The 15379-nt window shown below is 64.9% G+C and carries 15 protein-coding genes; 13 read left to right on the top strand and 2 right to left on the bottom strand.

Annotation, left to right across the window (positions count from 1 at the left end; genetic code table 11):
* Nucleotides 1-118: 118 nt before the first annotated feature.
* Nucleotides 119-2578: an ATP-dependent helicase HrpB gene (gene hrpB / locus EB233_RS01145; RefSeq protein ID WP_064990403.1), complete on the bottom strand. Its 2460-nt coding sequence runs from the start codon at nucleotides 2576-2578 to the stop codon at nucleotides 119-121.
* A 47-nt stretch (nucleotides 2579-2625) separates the two neighbouring features.
* Entirely contained in the window at nucleotides 2626-3516 is an 891-nt protein-coding gene (locus tag EB233_RS01150) for a DMT family transporter (protein WP_064990402.1), read from the bottom strand.
* A gap of 28 nt (nucleotides 3517-3544) precedes the next feature.
* Between EB233_RS01150 and EB233_RS01155 the strand changes: the two genes are divergently transcribed.
* The 13 genes from EB233_RS01155 (at nucleotide 3545) to EB233_RS01215 (ending at nucleotide 15376) form a co-directional block, all read left to right on the top strand.
* Nucleotides 3545-4243, top strand: coding sequence for a PIG-L deacetylase family protein (locus tag EB233_RS01155; RefSeq protein ID WP_064990401.1), 699 nt, complete (start codon nucleotides 3545-3547; stop codon nucleotides 4241-4243).
* A 233-nt stretch (nucleotides 4244-4476) separates the two neighbouring features.
* The gene (locus tag EB233_RS01160; RefSeq protein ID WP_027052672.1) at nucleotides 4477-5808 is read left to right on the top strand and encodes an ABC transporter substrate-binding protein; all 1332 of its coding nucleotides are present in this window, start codon (nucleotides 4477-4479) and stop codon (nucleotides 5806-5808) included.
* Between the two features lie 214 nt (nucleotides 5809-6022).
* Nucleotides 6023-6970 (top strand): carbohydrate ABC transporter permease, encoded by a 948-nt coding sequence (locus EB233_RS01165; RefSeq protein WP_027040434.1) that lies wholly within the window; start codon nucleotides 6023-6025, stop codon nucleotides 6968-6970.
* A complete protein-coding gene (locus tag EB233_RS01170) occupies nucleotides 6967-7917 on the top strand; it encodes a carbohydrate ABC transporter permease (RefSeq protein ID WP_027052673.1) in 951 nt (316 codons plus the stop codon). The genes EB233_RS01165 and EB233_RS01170 overlap by 4 nt, the downstream gene beginning before the upstream one ends.
* Nucleotides 7914-8120 (top strand): hypothetical protein, encoded by a 207-nt coding sequence (locus EB233_RS01175; protein ID WP_027052674.1) that lies wholly within the window; start codon nucleotides 7914-7916, stop codon nucleotides 8118-8120. Before EB233_RS01170 ends, EB233_RS01175 begins: the two co-directional genes overlap by 4 nt.
* A 2-nt stretch (nucleotides 8121-8122) precedes the next feature.
* Nucleotides 8123-9235, top strand: a complete 1113-nt coding sequence (locus tag EB233_RS01180; RefSeq protein ID WP_064990400.1) for an ABC transporter ATP-binding protein — start codon at nucleotides 8123-8125, stop codon at nucleotides 9233-9235.
* Nucleotides 9228-10241: an ABC transporter ATP-binding protein gene (locus tag EB233_RS01185; RefSeq protein ID WP_064990399.1), complete on the top strand. Its 1014-nt coding sequence runs from the start codon at nucleotides 9228-9230 to the stop codon at nucleotides 10239-10241. Before EB233_RS01180 ends, EB233_RS01185 begins: the two co-directional genes overlap by 8 nt.
* 58 nt (nucleotides 10242-10299) lie before the next feature.
* The gene (locus EB233_RS01190) at nucleotides 10300-11943 is read left to right on the top strand and encodes a dihydroxyacetone kinase subunit DhaK (RefSeq protein ID WP_064990398.1); all 1644 of its coding nucleotides are present in this window, start codon (nucleotides 10300-10302) and stop codon (nucleotides 11941-11943) included.
* Nucleotides 11944-12015: 72 nt separating this feature from the next.
* A complete protein-coding gene (dhaL, locus tag EB233_RS01195; protein ID WP_064990724.1) occupies nucleotides 12016-12618 on the top strand; it encodes a dihydroxyacetone kinase subunit DhaL in 603 nt (200 codons plus the stop codon).
* The gene (dhaM, locus tag EB233_RS01200; protein WP_027052679.1) at nucleotides 12615-13004 is read left to right on the top strand and encodes a dihydroxyacetone kinase phosphoryl donor subunit DhaM; all 390 of its coding nucleotides are present in this window, start codon (nucleotides 12615-12617) and stop codon (nucleotides 13002-13004) included. Before dhaL ends, dhaM begins: the two co-directional genes overlap by 4 nt.
* 18 nt (nucleotides 13005-13022) lie before the next feature.
* Nucleotides 13023-13325 (top strand): HPr family phosphocarrier protein, encoded by a 303-nt coding sequence (locus EB233_RS01205; protein WP_027052680.1) that lies wholly within the window; start codon nucleotides 13023-13025, stop codon nucleotides 13323-13325.
* Between the two features lie 41 nt (nucleotides 13326-13366).
* On the top strand, nucleotides 13367-14941 hold the full coding sequence (gene ptsP / locus EB233_RS01210; protein ID WP_064990397.1) for a phosphoenolpyruvate--protein phosphotransferase: 1575 nt from the start codon (nucleotides 13367-13369) through the stop codon (nucleotides 14939-14941).
* A 9-nt stretch (nucleotides 14942-14950) separates the two neighbouring features.
* Nucleotides 14951-15376: a hypothetical protein gene (locus EB233_RS01215; protein ID WP_027052682.1), complete on the top strand. Its 426-nt coding sequence runs from the start codon at nucleotides 14951-14953 to the stop codon at nucleotides 15374-15376.
* Nucleotides 15377-15379 lie beyond the last annotated feature (3 nt).

Here is a 15379-nt window from a genome sequence, read left to right on the forward strand (position 1 = left end):
GATTACAGCCGCGAAGCGCCCAAGGCTAGGTCCGCTCCAATTCGATGGAGCCGGATTGGAGCTCTACTTCTTGTTCGAGCATGATCTTTTTGCAAAAACTGGTTCCCACTTTCTGGGATCATGCTCGCGGCTTCGCGCGGGCGGTAGCCGTGGCAAGCAGCGGGTTCTCCGGCCAGACATGCTTGGGATAGCGGCCGCGCATGTCGGCCCGCACGTCGGCCCAGGAGCCGCGCCAGAAGCCGGGCAGGTCGCGCGTGGTCTGGATCGGCCGGTGCGCCGGCGACAACAGTTCGAGCGTCAGCGGCACGGTGCCATTGGCAATCGAGGGGTGGCGGTCGAGGCCGAACAGCTCCTGCACGCGAACCGCAAGCACGGGCCATTCGCCGTCATAGCGGATCGGCACGTGGCTGCCGGACGGAGCGTCGAAATGGGTCGGCGCCAACGTCTCGATCCGGCGCTGCTGGTCATGCGGCACGAGCGAGGCCAGGCCAGCCGAAATGACGCCCGGACCGATTGCGGCGAAGGATGCGGCCCCCGACAGGAAGGGCAGCAGCCAGTCGTCAAGGTGCTCAACCAGCGCTTCATCCGACATGTCGGGCCATGGCGACCCGAGGCCGCGATGCAGCCAGGACAGCCGCTGGCGCAGCGCCTCGGCCTCCTTGCTCCAGCTCAACAGCGACAGGCCGTGCTCGCGCAAGGCGTCCAGGATCGCCCTATCGGCATCGGCGCCTGACGGCGCCGGCAGCATGCGCTCGGCGAGCGTGATGGCGCCGAGACGCACGGTTTCGCGCACGCGCACGGCGCGCCGCTCGCGGTCGAAACTGGTTTGCCGGCGCGTTTCGATCCGGTCGGCCAGCGTGGCGCGGATGTCGTCCTCGCCGATTGCCGCCGCCGCCGCGATGCGGGCATTCTGGGCCTTGCCCTGCAGGTCGGCGACGACCAGAAACGGTTCGCCCGCCAGCGGGTCGGCGGCATCAAGCATGGCGCCGGAGCCATTGGCCAGCACGAAGCGGCCACGCTCGCCACGCGCCTTGGCGACGCGATCCGGCCAGGCGTGGATCAGCAAGGAACCCACGGAAGCTGTTTCGCTGTTCTTCGCCCCGCCCACCTGCCGCGCCAGCCGTTCAGCCAGTTGCCGCGCGGCGGCGGCGCGAGGTGATTTTTCGCCGCGAAAGCGCATCAGCCGCCGTTCGAGATCGGCGCCATCGCCGCCAAGACCGCGTTCGGTGAGCAGCACGGCGAGCATGGCCGCCTCGAGAGCATGGCCGTTCTTAGCAGCCTCGGCGACCATATGCGCCAGCCGCACGGGCAGAGCGAGCTTGCGCATCGAAGCGCCAGCTTCCGTCAAACGCCCAGTCTCGTCGATGGCATGGAGCGCGCGCAGCAGCACCCTTGCCTCGTTGAGCGCCGGGGCCGGCGGCGGGTCGAGGAAGGCGAGACCCGCCGGGTCGGCGACACCGAAGGCGGCGCAGTCGAGCAGCAGGCCGGAAAGGTCCGCTTCGAGGATTTCCGGCGGCGTGAAGGCGGGAAGTGCCGATGTCTGCTCGGCGCGCCACAGCCGGATGGCGACGCCGGCTTGCGTGCGCCCGGCACGGCCGGCGCGCTGGTCTGCCGAAGCCTTGCTGACGCGCACGGTTTCCAACCGGGTGAGGCCGCTGGCCGGCTCATAGCGCGGCAGGCGCGACAGGCCGGAATCGATGACGACGCGGACGCCGTCGATGGTGATGGAGGTCTCGGCGATCGAGGTCGCCAGCACCACCTTGCGGCGGCCCGGCGGCGGCGGCTTGATCGCGGCGTCCTGCGCCTTGCCGTCGAGCTGGCCATAGAGCGGGACGATGCCGGTGTCGGTGCCGACCTTGCCGGCCAGCCGCTCGGCGGTACGCTCGATCTCGCGCTGGCCGGGCAGGAAGGCAAGCACGCTGCCGCTCTCGTCGGCAAGGGCACCGCGGATCGCCTTGGCCATGGCATCCTCGATCGGGATACCAGCCGGCCGTTCCTCATAACGGATGTCGACGGGGAAGGCGCGGCCTTCGCTTTCGATCACTGGTGCGCCGGACAGGAGCTTCGCGACGCGCGCGCCATCGAGTGTCGCCGACATCACCAGCAGTCGCAGGTCCGGACGCAGCGCGCCTTGCACGTCGAGCGCCAAAGCGAGACCGAAATCGCCATCGAGCGAACGCTCGTGGAATTCATCGAAGATCACTGCCGAGACGCCGGGCAATTCGGGGTCGTCGAGGATCATGCGGGCCAACACGCCCTCGGTGACGACCAATATCCGGGTCTTTGCCGAAGTGCGGTTTTCCATGCGCATGGCGTAGCCGACAGTGGCGCCCGGCTCCTCATCCAGCAATTGCGCCATGCGGCGCGCGGCGGCACGGGCGGCGAGCCGGCGCGGCTCGAGCAGGACGATCTTTCCGGCCCCCAGCCAGGGCGCTTCGAGCAATGCCAGCGGCACCAGCGTGGTCTTGCCGGCGCCGGGAGGTGCCACCAGCACCGCGCTGTTGCCGGAGCCAAGCGCTTGGCTCAGCGCCGGCAGCACGGCGGATACCGGAAGCTCCGGCAAGGGTTTTGTCGTCATCGCGCCCGCATATCAGCGCTCACGGCCACCGTGCAACCGGCACGGGTTCAAAGCCTTGTGCGCGCAAACGGGTTCCAGCGCACCGTGCCGAGCCGCACCTCCTCGCGCACCATGGTCAGCAGACCGGCCGCGCCGACGATCGCGAGGCCGACCAGCGACAGCCAGTCGGGGTACTCCTGGAAGAACAGCGCGCCGAGGATCACCGCCCAGACGATCTGCGAATAATGCGTCGGCGCGATGCGGTTGGCGGGAGCGTATTTGGCTGCGAGCAGCTGCATGAATTGTCCGCCGGCGGTGAAGGCGCCGGCCAGCGCCAGCCAGACAAGCTGCATGGCATTCGGCAAGGTGAACGCGGTAGCGGCAACGCCGGCCCCGTTGAACAGCAGGCCATAACCGACCAGCACGCCGAGCATCGATGTGCGCTTCTCCTGTTGCGCTAGCGATCGCAGCAGGATGACGCTGGCCGCGGCGAGGAAAGCATTCACGAAGGCAGCCAGATGGCCGAGGTTCAATTCGCGAAAACCCGGCCGCACCACCAGCATCACCCCGGCAAAGCCCGCAAACACGGCCAACCACCGCCAGGGGCCGACCTTTTCCTTCAGGATCACGGTGGACAGGATGGTGACCAGCAAAGGCGCCAGGAAGATCAAGGCGTAGACTTCGGCCAGTGGAATGTGGGTGAAGGCATAGACGCTGAGCACGCCGGACGCGATGCCGGCCCAGGCGCGGGCCTGCACGGCCCATGGCCGCTTCATGCGCCAGAAATCGCGCCAGCGCTCGCCCGCCGGACGCGTGAAGAACAGGAAAATGCCGGCAAACAAGGTGCCGAAGAAACCGATCTCGAAGACGGAGAACTGTCCGCCCAGGCTCTTGATAACGGCATCGCTGCCCGAATAGCTTGCATAGGCGATCAGGGCGAGCAGGATTCCGTTCGGCACGTTTTTCCATTTCCGGGGAGAGAGTAGCTTGAAGATATTGGCGCTCGGTGCGCATCCGGACGACATCGAGATCTTCATGTTCGGTACGCTGGCCGCCTATGCGGCGCAAGGCGCAGACCTCACTTTTGCCGTGGCCACGGATGGTGCCAGGGGCGGCAAGAGCGATGCCAAGGTTCTCACCAGTGTCCGTCGCGAGGAAGCCACGGCCGCGGCAGCACTGCTTGGCGCGGCGCCGCGCTTTCTCGACTTTCCCGACGGCGAACTGGTGGCCGATGCCGGGCTGATCGGCGCGCTGAAGACCCTTATCCGCGAGACCGGGCCGGACCTGGTCATCTCGCACGCGCCCAACGACTATCACGCCGACCATCGCGCGCTGTCGGACGGCGTGCGCATCGCGGCCTCTTTCGCGGTTCCGGTGCTGCATGCCGACACGATGGGCGGCACCGGATTCTCGCCGACGCACTATGTCGACATATCCGCCTACCGGGATATCAAGATGCAGGCGATCCGTGCGCACCGTTCGCAACGGCCGGAGCAATATGTCGACAGGGCGTGCACCCAGAATGAATTTCGCGCCGGTCAATGCAACGCCGTCCCCGGTTCTCTGGCCGAGGCTTTTCGCTTCGAGCCGACATTTCCCTTTGCCGACATACGCGCCTTGCTGCCGCCCGCGCCGCCCGTCCGGCCGGTGACGCCACCGACGAACATCGTCGGAGAAGCCGGCTGAAGGGTTGACGGAAGAACCATCCGGCGATGATTTCCTAACGATTTCAAGCCTGCGTTTCGACATGTTGCGGCGCAGCAACGAATTCGCTTGCCTTGTTTAGTAAAAATTGCATCACTAAACAAATTACTAAACATCTGCCGCGCTTCGGCGCCGCCATGTTTGGGCCTCTGAGGAGAGAGGTTGAGGGCTCTTGAAACCGTCATCCGGGCGCGTTTCGCAAATGGGAGGAAGGCATGAAATCGAGCTTGAAAATGGCTTTGGGAATGGCCTCGGCGATGGTTGCGTCGACAGCCGTCTCGAACGCCGCGCACGCTGAAGACCTGACGCTTTGCTGGGCCGCCTGGGACCCGGCCAACGCGCTGGTCGAACTGTCCAAGGATTTTACCAAGGAAACCGGCATCGGCATGAAATTCGAATTCGTGCCATGGACCAACTATGCCGACCGTTTCCTCAACGAGCTGAACTCGCACGGCAAATTGTGCGACCTGATCATCGGCGACAGCCAGTGGATCGGCGGCGCGGCCGAGAACGGCCACTACGTCAAGCTGAACGACTTCTTCGACAAGGAGAAGATCAGCATGGACGACTTCGTGCCGGCAACCGTCGTCGGCTATTCGGAATGGCCGAAGAACACGCCGAACTACTGGGCGCTGCCGGCCATGGGCGACGTCGTCGGCTGGACCTATCGCAAGGACTGGTTCTCCAAGCCGGAACTGCAGAAGGAATTCAAGGAGAAGTATGGCTGGGATCTCGGCCCGCCGAAGACCTTCGACCAGTTGAAGCAGATCGCCGAATTCTTCCAGAAGCGGCAGATCGACGGCAAGACCGTCTATGGCGCCTCGATCTACACCGAGCGTGGCTCGGAAGGCATCACCATGGGCGCCATGGACGTGCTCTACAGCTACGGCTTCCAGTACGAGAACCCGAAGAAGCCCTACGAGATGCAGGGCTTCGTCAATTCCGACAAGTCGGTGAAGGGACTGGAATTCTACAAGGCGCTCTATGATTGCTGCACGCCGCCCGGCGCCTCCAACAGCTACATGGGCGAAGGCGTCGATGCCTTCAAATCCGGTCAGGTGGCGATGCACATGAACTTCGCCTTCACCTGGCCCGGCCTGCAGAAGGACGAAAATGTCGGCGGCGACAAGATCGGCTACTTCGTCAATCCCAAGGGGCCCGACGGCGACCAGTTCGCCCAGCTCGGCGGCCAGGGCATCTCGGTGGTTTCCTACTCCGACAAGCAGGAATCGGCGCTGAAATACATCAAGTGGTTCGCCAACAAGGACGTGCAGGCCAAGTGGTGGGCGCTCGGCGGCTATTCCTGCCTGAACGCCGTGGTCAACGATCCGAAGTTCCCGTCCAGCCAGCCCTACGCGCAGGCCTTCCTCGACTCGATGGCCATCGTCAAGGACTTCTGGGCCGAACCGAGCTACGCCCCGCTGCTGCAGGCCTCGCAGAAGCGCTTCCACGACTATGTCGTCGCCGGCCAGGGCTCCGCCAAGGATGCGCTTGACGGCCTGGTCAAGGACTGGACGCAGGTGTTCCAGGACGACGGCAAGATGTAAGGCTCCTCCCGAGCCCGACCCCGAGCCGGAGATTTCAGGTCGAGCCGACCTGAAATCTCCGCCTCTAAAATCCGAGATAGAGCATGATGTCGTCCGAAAACCGCTTCACACTTCTCGGCATCATGCTCTGGGTCCCGTGCCACCCTTGGCACGGGACGCAGTTCAGATAAATTCCATCACAGAGACGAGCCAAGTGACCGAAGCAGGACTGACCATGCTCAATCGGACCGCGGAGAACGTTGCCCGGGCGACCCCGGAACCGTTGGCCCGCAAGGTGCGGGGCATCAGCGACAAAGGCCTCGCCTGGCTGTTCATCTCGCCGACGATCCTGTTGCTGCTGGCCATCAACATCTTCCCGCTGTTCTGGGCGATCTACCTCTCTTTCACCAATTACCGGGCCAACCGGCCGAACGAGGTGGTGAAGAACCTCGGTTTTGCCAACTACCAGCGCATCCTCGGCGACCAGGACATTTGGATCGCCATGCAGACGACGGCGCATTTCGTGTTCTGGACCATCCTTCTGCAGACGCTGATCGGCTTCACGCTGGCCTGGCTGATCGACCGGAAGTTCCGCGGCCACGCCTTCTGGACGACGCTGATCCTGGTGCCGATGATGCTGTCGCCGGCGGTGGTCGGCAATTTCTGGCGCTTCCTCTACGAGCCGCAGATCGGTCTGTTCTCCTATGTCATCTCGTTCGTGTCAGGCATTCCGCCGACAAGCATCCAGATGCTTTCCAACGTCTCGCTGGCGCCGTGGTCGATCATCATCGTCGATACCTGGATGTGGACGCCCTACGTGATGCTGATCTGCCTCGCCGGCCTGCGCTCGATCCCCGAATACATCTATGAGGCGGCCGAGGTCGACCGCGCCTCCAACTGGCGGCAGTTCTGGTCGATCACGCTGCCGATGGCGCTGCCCTTCATCATGCTGGCGGTGCTGTTTCGCGGCATCGAGAACTTCAAGATGTTCGACATGGTCAACCTGCTCACCGGCGGCGGGCCAGGCTCGACCACCGAGGTCGCCTCGATCACGCTGAAGCGGCAGGCCTTCGAGAGCTGGCGCACCGGCTATTCCTCGGCCTTCGCCATCATCCTGTTCGTGGCGGTGTTCGGTCTCGCCAACATCTACGTCAAGGCGCTCAACAAGGTGAAGCAGAGATGAGCCTGACCACAGCCCATTCGGTCGTCGCCCCCTCGGCAGGTTCGAAGCGCATCGCCGGAGCGATCATCATCGCCTATGCGCTGATCTCGATCGTGCCGCTGCTATGGATCTTCGCCACAAGCTTCAAGACGCCGCCGGATTCGATCGCCTATCCGCCAAAAATCGTCTTCCAGCCGAGTATCGAAGGCTATTGCAACCTGTTCACGACGCGGACGCGACAGACGCCGGAATACATCAACTCGCTCGGACCGGCGACCGGCTTCTGCGACGAGACGGTGCGCAAGCGCAACATGGTGATCGCCGGCCCGTCCAACTTCCTGCCGCGCTTCGTCAACTCGCTGATCATCGCCTTCGGCTCTACCTTCTGCGCCGTCTTTCTCGGCACGCTGTCGGCCTATGGCTTCTCGCGCTTCAAGGTGCCGCTGGCCGACGACCTGCTGTTCTTCATCCTGTCGACGCGCTTCATGCCGCCGATCGCGGTCGCGATCCCCATCTACCTGATGTACCGCGAGCTTGGGCTGTCGGACACGGCGCTCGGCATGATCCTGCTCTACACGGCGGTCAACGTGTCGCTGGCGGTGTGGCTCTTGAAAGGCTTCATCGACGAGATCCCGCGCGAGTATGAGGAAGCGGCGATGATCGACGGCTATACGCGCCTGCAGGCCTTCTGGCGCACGGTGCTGCCGCAGGCGACCACCGGCATCGCGGCGACCGCCATTTTCTGCCTGATCTTCGCCTGGAACGAATACGCCTTCGCCGCGCTGCTGACATCGGGAACCGCGCAGACCGCGCCGCCCTTCATTCCGACCATTATCGGCGAAGGCGGCCAGGACTGGCCTGCGGTGGCCGCCGGCACGACGATCTTCCTGGTGCCGATCCTGGTTTTCACCATCCTGCTTCGCAAGCAATTGCTGCGCGGCATCACCTTCGGCGCGGTGCGCAAATGAGCATGACCAAATCAGTCAAACGCAGATCGCGCTGGCCCCGCTGGGCAAGGCGCGGGCTGATGGAAAACATTGCGACGGCGCTGATCGCCATCGGCTTCCTGATGCTGTTCCAGCCCTTCGCGCTGTCGCTCTACACCTATTCCTTCATCACCATGCTTGCCGGCACCGTGATGTTCATCATCGTCTCGAAATTCCCGGAATAACCATGGCCGAAATCCGCGTCCAGCACTTGAGAAAGGCCTTCGGCGATTTCGTCGCCGTGCAGGATTCCAACTTCGTCGTCGAGGATGGCGAATTCTTCGTCATGCTCGGGCCCTCGGGCTGCGGCAAGACGACGACGCTGCGCATGATCGCCGGGTTGGAACTGCCGACCGGCGGCGAGATCCTGCTCGGCGGCGAGGACGTCACCATGCTGCGGGCACGCGAGCGCGACATCGCCTTCGTCTTCCAGCTGTTCGCGCTCTATCCGCACATGAACGTGCGCAAGAACATCGGCTTTCCGCTCCTGGCGCAAGGAATGCCGTCGGCCGAGATCCGCAGCCGCGTCGAAGAGACCGCGAAGCTTTTGCGCATCGACCATCTGTTGAACAAATCCGTCTCGGGCCTTGCCGGCGGCGACCGCCAGCGGGTGGCGCTCGGGCGCGCCATCGTGCGACGGCCGAAGTGCTTCCTAATGGACGAGCCGCTCGGCACGCTCGATACCGAATTCCGCGATCTGATGGTCCATGAATTGCGCGAACTGCACAACCGTATTCATGCGACCACTGTCTATGTCACGCACGACCAGATGGAAGCGATGTCGATGGCCGACAAGATCGCTGTCATGAACCACGGCGTCATCGAACAGTTCGGGACGCCCCGCGAGATCTACGATCGCCCGGCGACCATGTTCGTCGCCGACTTCATCGGCTCGCCGCCGATGAATTTCCTCGGCTTCGGCGGCGGGCTCGCCAAGGGCGCCAAGGAGATCGTCGTCCAGGGCGCGAAGGTCGCGGTGCCGGAGGTGCGCGAGGACATCGCACCAGCCGACATGGCGCTCGGTATCCGGCCCGAACACATCCGTTTCGACGACGCCTCGAAACTACGCGGCGCCATCTATGGAACGGAATATCTCGGCACCACGCAGATCGTCGCGGTGGAAACGGCGGACGGCATCATCAAGGCGCGTGTGCCGGCCGAAATCCGGCTCAATGCCGGCGACCATGTCGGCCTCACGCTGAACAGCGCCCGGCTGTCGCTGTTCGACAAGGGATCGGGCCGCGCGGTGAGAACCGCGGTTCACGATACCGCCTCTCAGGGGAGAGCGCAGCATGGCTGACGTGCACATCAAGAACGTGACCAAGAGTTTTGGCGAGCATGTCGCCGTCAATGGTCTCGACCTACATATAGAAGACGGCGAATTCGTCGTGCTGCTCGGGCCAACGGGAGCCGGCAAGACGACGACGTTGCGGCTGATCGCCGGCCTGGAACGGCCAGACACCGGCACGATCGAAATCGGCGGCCACAATGCGACGACACTGTCACCGGCGGAACGCGACACGGCTTTCGTGTTCCAGCAGTACTCGCTCTATCCGCATCTGTCGGTCTTCGACAATCTCGCTTTCCCGTTGCGCTCACCGGCACGCAAGATCCCGGAAGACCAGATCCGCCGGCGGGTCGAGGAGGTGGCGAAGATGGTGCGCATCCATCACAAGCTCACCAACCGCTCGACCAAACTGTCGGGTGGCGAAATGCAGCGCGTCGCCATCGGCCGGGCGCTGGTGCGCAAGCCGGCGATCTATCTGATGGACGAGCCGCTGTCGTCACTCGACGCCAAGCTGCGGGCGGATCTGCGGCTCGAACTGAAGCGCATCCAGTCAGAGCTCGGCGCCACCATGCTTTATGTCACCCACGACCAGATCGAGGCGATGACCATGGCCGACCGCATCGGCATCCTCGCCGATGGCGTGCTGGTGCAGATCGGATCGCCGCGAACGATTTACTCCGAGCCGGCGAACTTGCATGTCGCGGCGAGGCTCGGCCAGCCGGCGATCAACCTTCTGCCGACCGGCCTGCTGCCCGATGCAGGCGCGCCGGCCGGCACCAGGACGATCGGCGCGCGCACCGAACATCTGGCGATCGAGAAGGCCATGAATGGCCACGCCGACGGCGTCGTCGATTGGGTCGAGCATCTCGGCGACCAGAACCATCTGCACGTGACGGTGGGACCGAAGAAGCTGGTGACGCTGACCGACCCGGATACCGATCTGTCGCAAGGCGACAGAGTGATGATCCGCTACCGCTCGCCGCTGTATTTCGGCGCCGACGGGCAAAGACTGATGTGAACCATTCCGGCGCATCGCGCCGCTTCTGATTGACGATCGCGAATACGGGACGAATTCGATGAAGCACTTTTTCAACCACAGGGAAACGATCGTCACCGAGGCATTGGACGGCCTGTTGCGGACCATCGGCTCGGGCGAGCTTGCGCGCCTCGACGGCTATCCCGAGATCAAGGTCGTGCTGCGCGCCGATTGGGACAAGACGAAGGTCAGCGTCGTGTCCGGCGGCGGCGCCGGACACGAACCTTCGCATGCCGGCTTTGTCGGCAAGGGCATGCTGACGGCGGCTGTCTCCGGCGAAATCTTCGCCTCGCCGAGCGTCGAAGCGGTGCTGGCGGCCATCCGCGCGGTCACCGGGCCGGCCGGCTGCCTGTTGATCGTCAAGAACTACACCGGCGACCGCCTGAATTTCGGCCTGGCGGCCGAGAAGGCGCGCGCCGAGGGCTTTCGTGTCGAGATGGTGATCGTCGCCGACGACATCGCGCTGCCCGATATTGCCCAGCCGCGCGGCGTTGCCGGCACTTTGTTCGTGCACAAGGTTTCAGGCTATCTGTCGGAAGCCGGCTATGATCTGACCGATATTGCGGCAGCCGCGCGCGCGGCGGCGAAGGACATCGTCTCGCTCGGCATGTCGCTGTCGTCCTGCTCCATCCCCGGCCAGCCGCACGAGGACAGGTTCGGCGAAGATGACGGCGAGCTTGGCCTCGGCATCCATGGCGAGCCCGGGGTCGAACGCATCGCTGTGCAGAGCGCCGAGAAGCTGGTGGCGATCATGGCGGAGCGCCTGGCAGTGCGGCACGATCCGAAGGCAAGCCATGCCTTGCTGATCAACAATCTGGGCTCCGTCACGCCGCTCGAGATGTCGCTGATTGCCAATGCGGTGCTGGCCTCGCCTCTGGCCAAAACCATCAAATTGGTGATCGGCCCGGGATCGCTGATGACGGCGCTCAACATGAACGGCTTCTCGCTGTCGCTGATCCGGCTCGATGCAGCGCGCGAAGCCGCCTTGATGGCACCGGTCGGCCCGCACGCCTGGATGCCGGCCAAACCGGTCGCGGCACCAGCCATCGTGCCGATGGCGAAAGCCGGCGGACACAGCGCGGCACGCAAGGCCAGCCAGGATGCCGCCACAAGGCGCCTGATCGTCACGCTCTGCGAAAGACTGATCTCGCTCGAAGCGATCTTGAACGGGCTCGACGCCAAGGCGGGCGACGGCGATACCGGTTCGACGGTGGCGACCGGCGCGCGCAGCATCGTCGAACGGGTCGACACGTTGCCGCTGGTGAGCCCGGCGGCTACCCTTGGCGCGATCGGCGACATATTGAGCGGGTCGATGGGCGGATCCAGCGGCGTGCTGCTGTCGATCTTCTTCACTGCGGCCGCGCAGGCCGTGGACAGCGGCGCTGACGTGGCCAAGGCGCTGCTTGCTGGGCTCGAACGGATGACTTTTTATGGCGGTGCAAAGCTTGGCGACCGCACGATGGTCGATGCGCTGGAGCCAGCCCTGAAAGCGCTCGACGCCAACGGGCTGGAGGCGGCAGCGGCGGCCGCCCGGCGTGGCGCCGAGGCGACGGCCGCCATGGAGAAGGCAAAGGCTGGACGGTCCGCCTATGTCGGCGCCAAATTGCAAGGCGTGATCGACCCCGGCGCCCACGCGGTGGCCGAGGTGTTCGCGACCGCCGCGACGCTTCTCGTCACGGCCTGACGCATGCACCAGTTGTCGAACGACCGTTCTTTCGCTACTGCCGGCAAGCTGGAAACCGGGAATCTTGACGACATGGCGGCGTTGAATCTTGCCGGGCTGATCGCGGCGGCCGCCGACGCGATCGCCGCTCACGCCGAGGAATTGACGGCGCTCGACCAGGCGATCGGCGACGGCGACCACGGGCTGAACATGAAGCGCGGCTTCGAAGCCGTGCGAGCCGAGGCCGACGCGTTCGCCGCGAAGCCGCTGCCGGATGCCTTGAAGGCGATCGGCACCAAGCTGGTGATGACGGTAGGCGGCGCCTCCGGCCCGCTCTTCGGCACATTGTTCATGGCGCTGGGCAAGGAGATTTCGGCGGACCCCGACCGTGCCGACTTGACGGCTGCCTTTGGCAAGGCGATCGAGGCGGTGGCCGCGCGCGGCAAGTCGCAGATCGGACAAAAGACCATGCTCGATGTGCTGCAGCCGGTGCATGACGCGTTGGCTGGCGGAAAGCCAGCGGCGGAAATAGCCGACATCGCCGACGCCGCCGCCGAGGCGACCGTGCCGATGAGGGCGCTGCGCGGCCGCGCCTCGTTCCTCGGCGACCGTTCGATCGGCCATATGGATGCCGGCGCGCGCTCGACCGCGCTGCTGGTGCGCACGGTGGGACAGGCGATCGGGGAAAGCGCATGAGCAATGTCGGGATCGTGATCGTCTCGCATTCGCCGCTGGTCGCGGAGGGCACCGCCGACATGGTACGCCAGATGGTGGGCGACGAAGTGCCGCTTGCATGGTGCGGCGGAAACGGCCATGGCGGGCTTGGCACCAGCGTCGAGGCGATCATGGGCGCCATCGACAAGGCCTGGTCGGAAGCCGGTGTCGCCATCCTTGTCGATCTCGGCGGCGCCGAGACCAATTCGGAAATGGCGGTGGAGATGATCGGCGAGCCGCGGGCGCAGAAGATCATCGTCTGCAACGCGCCGATCGTCGAGGGCGCGGTGATGGCGGCGACCGAGTCGTCCGGCGGCGCCTCGCTGAAGGAAGTGGTGGCGACGGCGCATGAATTGTCGCCGTCGTGAGTGAACGGGAATTTTGAGATGTCCACAGCCGCCGAAGCGACCGTCCTGATCACCCACGATGTGGGCCTGCATGCGCGTCCTTCGGTGAAGTTCACCAAGCTGGCCAAGACATTTGCCGCCGACGTGGAAATAGCGCTTGCCGCCAACGGACCGTGGTTCGACGCCAAGAGCATCGTCAAGGTGATGGCGGCCAAGGCACCGAAGGGCACGGTGCTGCATATCAGGGCCAGCGGCAACGGTGCCGATGACGCCGTCCGCGCACTGATCGACCTGGTGCGGCGCGACTTCGACGAGGATGCCGGCCATGTCCGCTCGGCCTGAAGCCGGCTCGCATCTGCGCCGGCGCGCAAGGAAAATGGGCTATGCGGATTGAGGGCGTTCCGGCCTCGGCCGGCTATGCCGAGGGGCCGCTGTTCGACCTCGACCGGCCGCCGGCCGTCTACACAGGCAAAGCCACATCAGCGGAAGAGACGACGTCGCTGCAAGCCGCGATCGGCAAGGCGGTGAGCCGGCTTGCGACAATAGTGGAAACCGCCGACAGCGACGCCGCCGGCATACTCGAATTCCACATCGCCATGCTGGAGGACGACGCGCTGAGCGGACCCGCCTTCGCATCGATCGCGTCCGGAAAGGCCGCCGACGCGGCCTGGCGGCAGGCACTCGATGCCGAGATCGCCGGCTATGAGGCCTCGGACCAGGACTATTTCCGCGCCCGCGCCACGGATCTGCGCGATATCAGGGACCAGGTGCTGCGCGCCCTGACAGCGGACGGCGGCGCTGCTGCGCCTTCCGGCGCCATCCTCTGCGGCGAGGACATCGCCCCGACGCGCTTTCTCGAGACCGACTGGAGCAATGGCGGTGGCATCGCGCTGAAGGCAGGCAGCACCGCCAGCCACGTCGCCATGCTGGCGCGCTCGCGTGGCGTGCCGATGGTGGTGGGGCTGCGTGAACCACTTGCCAATTTTGCCGGCATCGCGCTGCTCGACGCCGAGCACGGCAGCATCGTGCTCGCACCCTCGCCTGATGAGATCGGTTCGTTCCGGCATTCGTCCTCTTCCTTCGCGGCCCGCCAGGGCATGGCACGGCGTTTTCTCGCCCGACCGGCGGTGACCAAGGCCGGCACGGCGGTGCGCGTGCAGGTCAACATCGCCGATCCGTCGGATGTCGACGGCATCGATATCGCGACCTGCGACGGTGTCGGGCTGATGCGGACCGAGTTCCTGTTCGGCAAGACGCTGCCGGATGAGGAGACGCAGTATCGCGCCTACCGCAAGGTGCTGGAGTGGGCCGGGGACAAACCGGTGACGATCCGCACCGTCGACGCCGGCGGCGACAAGCCGGTGCCGGGCTTCACCGTCGAGGAAGGCAATCCGTTCCTCGGGCTGCGCGGTATCAGGCTGTCGCTGGCGCGGCTCGACATTTTCCGCGCGCAGATCAGGGCATTGCTGCGCGCCGCTCCACACGGCAATCTCAGGGTCATGTTTCCGATGATCGCGATGGCCGATGAGTATGAACGCGCAGCCGCTCTGTTCGCCGAGGAGCAGGCGGCGCTTGCCGCGCGCGGTGTGGCACAAGAGATGCCGCCGCTCGGCATCATGGTCGAGGTGCCGTCGGTGGCCATCGCGCCCGAGGCGTTCGCCGATGTCGCCTTCTTCTCGATCGGCTCCAACGACCTCACGCAATATGTGATGGCGGCGGCGCGTGACAATGCAGCGGTCGCCCATCTCAATTCGGTCCGCCATCCGGCGGTGCTGCGGCTGATCGGCTCGGTCACGGCCTTCGGACGGGAAACCGGCATTCCCGTCAGCCTGTGCGGCGATGCCGGCGGCGATCCCGCCGCGATCCCTTCGCTGCTCGAAGCGGGCTTGCGCGATCTGTCCGTCGCGCCGGCGCAACTCGCCATGGCCAAAGCGGCCATATCAGATGTTTCGGTCTAGGCGGCTGGCATGGCGGACATCAAACCCGAACCCGGTTCCGAAGAGGCGATCCGTGCCTACAAGACGATCCTGTCGCAGGTCATCGACCAGCGCCCATCGGGCATGCGCCAGCGCCTCGCCGACGCGCTCGGCAAACACCGCAGCTTCGTGACGCAGATTTCGAGCCCGGCCTATACGATCCCGATTCCCTCAAAACATCTGCCTTCGATCTTTTCCGTCTGCCATTTCAGCCCGGCCGAGCGGGATCAGTTCCTCGCCGCCTACCATCAGGCGCATCCGGGAAAAATGTCTGTCGCCGCAGGCATGCGCAAGACGCGGCATGTGTCGCTTGTCGTGCCGGATTTCGGCGACGACAAGCAGAACGCGGCGCTCGACCGGGCGATCAACGAATTCATCCAGAAGATCACCAGCATCGCCGGCAAGAGTGGCAGCTGACCG

The organism is Mesorhizobium erdmanii, from assembly GCF_013170725.1.
GTDB lineage: Bacteria > Pseudomonadota > Alphaproteobacteria > Rhizobiales > Rhizobiaceae > Mesorhizobium > Mesorhizobium erdmanii.

Bases quoted from the DNA above. Each gene is read 5' to 3' on its own strand.
- hrpB (WP_064990403.1), bottom strand. From the start codon at position 2,578: ATGACGACAAAACCCTTGCCGGAGCTTCCGGTATCCGCCGTGCTGCCG.
- EB233_RS01160 (WP_027052672.1), top strand. From the start codon at position 4,477: ATGAAATCGAGCTTGAAAATGGCTTTGGGAATGGCCTCGGCGATGGTT.
- EB233_RS01165 (WP_027040434.1), top strand. From the start codon at position 6,023: ATGCTCAATCGGACCGCGGAGAACGTTGCCCGGGCGACCCCGGAACCG.
- EB233_RS01170 (WP_027052673.1), top strand. From the start codon at position 6,967: ATGAGCCTGACCACAGCCCATTCGGTCGTCGCCCCCTCGGCAGGTTCG.
- EB233_RS01175 (WP_027052674.1), top strand. From the start codon at position 7,914: ATGAGCATGACCAAATCAGTCAAACGCAGATCGCGCTGGCCCCGCTGG.
- EB233_RS01180 (WP_064990400.1), top strand. From the start codon at position 8,123: ATGGCCGAAATCCGCGTCCAGCACTTGAGAAAGGCCTTCGGCGATTTC.
- EB233_RS01185 (WP_064990399.1), top strand. From the start codon at position 9,228: ATGGCTGACGTGCACATCAAGAACGTGACCAAGAGTTTTGGCGAGCAT.
- EB233_RS01190 (WP_064990398.1), top strand. From the start codon at position 10,300: ATGAAGCACTTTTTCAACCACAGGGAAACGATCGTCACCGAGGCATTG.
- dhaL (WP_064990724.1), top strand. From the start codon at position 12,016: ATGGCGGCGTTGAATCTTGCCGGGCTGATCGCGGCGGCCGCCGACGCG.
- dhaM (WP_027052679.1), top strand. From the start codon at position 12,615: ATGAGCAATGTCGGGATCGTGATCGTCTCGCATTCGCCGCTGGTCGCG.
- EB233_RS01205 (WP_027052680.1), top strand. From the start codon at position 13,023: ATGTCCACAGCCGCCGAAGCGACCGTCCTGATCACCCACGATGTGGGC.
- ptsP (WP_064990397.1), top strand. From the start codon at position 13,367: ATGCGGATTGAGGGCGTTCCGGCCTCGGCCGGCTATGCCGAGGGGCCG.
- EB233_RS01215 (WP_027052682.1), top strand. From the start codon at position 14,951: ATGGCGGACATCAAACCCGAACCCGGTTCCGAAGAGGCGATCCGTGCC.